The following is a 1,699-nucleotide window of genomic DNA, read 5'->3' on the forward strand; positions in this document are numbered from 1 at the left end:
GTGGAAATTTTCGTAAAGACTTTCCATTTGTCGTTTCGAGGTTTATTGACCTGACTTTCGCCAATGGGGCAGAGCAGCCTTTTCGCGCGCGGGCGCTTTCGCGCGCAAGGAGCCAGGGCCATGGAGCAATCCGGCGCAGAGCGAGACAATCCCGCCGCGTTCGACATCAACGCCGACCGCCTGCGCGAGGAATGCGGCGTATTCGGCATTTTCGGCCATCCCGACGCGGCGGCGATCACCACGCTCGGCCTACACGCCTTGCAGCATCGCGGCCAGGAAGCGGCGGGCATCGTCTCCTATGACGGACGCCGGTTCAATTCCGAGCGCCGCATGGGCATGGTGGGCGACACCTTCTCCAAGGCCTCGACCATCGAGCGCCTGCCTGGCGACCGCGCCATCGGCCATGTGCGTTATTCGACCACGGGCGAAACCATCCTCCGCAACGTCCAGCCTCTGTTCGCGGAACTCGATTCGGGCGGTTTCGCCGTCGCTCATAACGGCAATCTCACCAACGCCCTGACCATCCGCCGCGAATTGATCCGCGCCGGCGCGATCTATCAATCGACCTCCGACACCGAAGTGGTGCTGCATCTCGTCGCGCGCAGCCGCAAACATTCGATCATCGACCGCTTCATCGAGGCCCTGCGCCAGATCGAGGGCGCCTATGCCTTCGTCGGCCTGAGCAACAAGAAGCTGATCGGCGCGCGCGATCCGCTGGGCATCCGCCCGCTGGTGCTCGGCCAGCTCGACGGCCATTATATTCTGGCCTCGGAAACCTGCGCGCTCGAGATCATCGGCGCGCATTTCATCCGCGACGTCGAAAATGGCGAAATCGTCGTCATTTCCGACGATGGGCTGGAGAGCATCAAGCCCTTCCCGCCGCAGGCGGCGCGGCCCTGTATCTTCGAATATATCTATTTCGCGCGGCCGGATTCCATCGTCCACGGCCGTTCGGTCTATAATGTGCGCAAGGAAATGGGCGCGCAGCTCGCTCGCGAAAATCCGCTCGACGCCGATGTCGTCGTGCCGGTGCCCGATTCGGGCGTGCCCGCCGCGATCGGCTATGCGCGGGAATCCGGCATCCCCTTCGAGCTCGGCATCATCCGCAACCATTATGTCGGCCGCACCTTCATCCAGCCGACGCAGACCGTGCGCGAACTCGGCGTGCGGATGAAACATTCCGCCAACCGCGCGGTGGTTGCGGGCAAGCGCATCGTGCTGCTCGACGATTCCATCGTACGGGGCACGACCTCGGTCAAGATCGTGCAGATGATGCGCGAGGCGGGCGCCAAGGAGGTGCATTTCCGCATTTCCTCGCCGCCGATCACCCATCCCGATTATTACGGCATCGACACGCCGCAGCGCGACAAATTGCTGGCGGCGACCCATACGCTGGAAGAGATGCGCGCCTGGATCGGCGCCGATTCGCTCGCCTTCCTCTCGGTCGACGGCATTTACCGCGCCATGGGCTTCGACGGCCGCGACCCCAACCGTCCGCAATTCACCGACCATTGCTTCACCGGCGATTATCCGACCACGCTGACCGACCTCAACGGCAAGGATATCCGCAAGCAATTGTCGCTGCTGGCCGAAACCGGCTGACCTTCACCACAGGCTGATCCATGTCCGATCCGACCAAGCCCGGCGAGAAGAAACTCGCCGGCCGCATCGCCCTCGTCACCGGCGCGTCTCGCGGCCT

1 protein-coding gene is annotated in these 1,699 nt (G+C 63.3%); it reads left to right on the forward strand.

Translation table 11 applies throughout. From position 1 onward, the window contains the following. Nucleotides 1-120 precede the first annotated feature (120 nt). Nucleotides 121-1,602, forward strand: a complete 1,482-nt coding sequence (purF, locus tag ACE3S9_RS19275; RefSeq protein ID WP_374548092.1) for an amidophosphoribosyltransferase — start codon at nt 121-123, stop codon at nt 1,600-1,602. Nucleotides 1,603-1,699: the final 97 nt, after the last annotated feature.

The sequence above is a fragment of the Rhodoblastus sp. genome (assembly GCF_041915505.1).
Lineage (GTDB): Bacteria > Pseudomonadota > Alphaproteobacteria > Rhizobiales > Beijerinckiaceae > Rhodoblastus.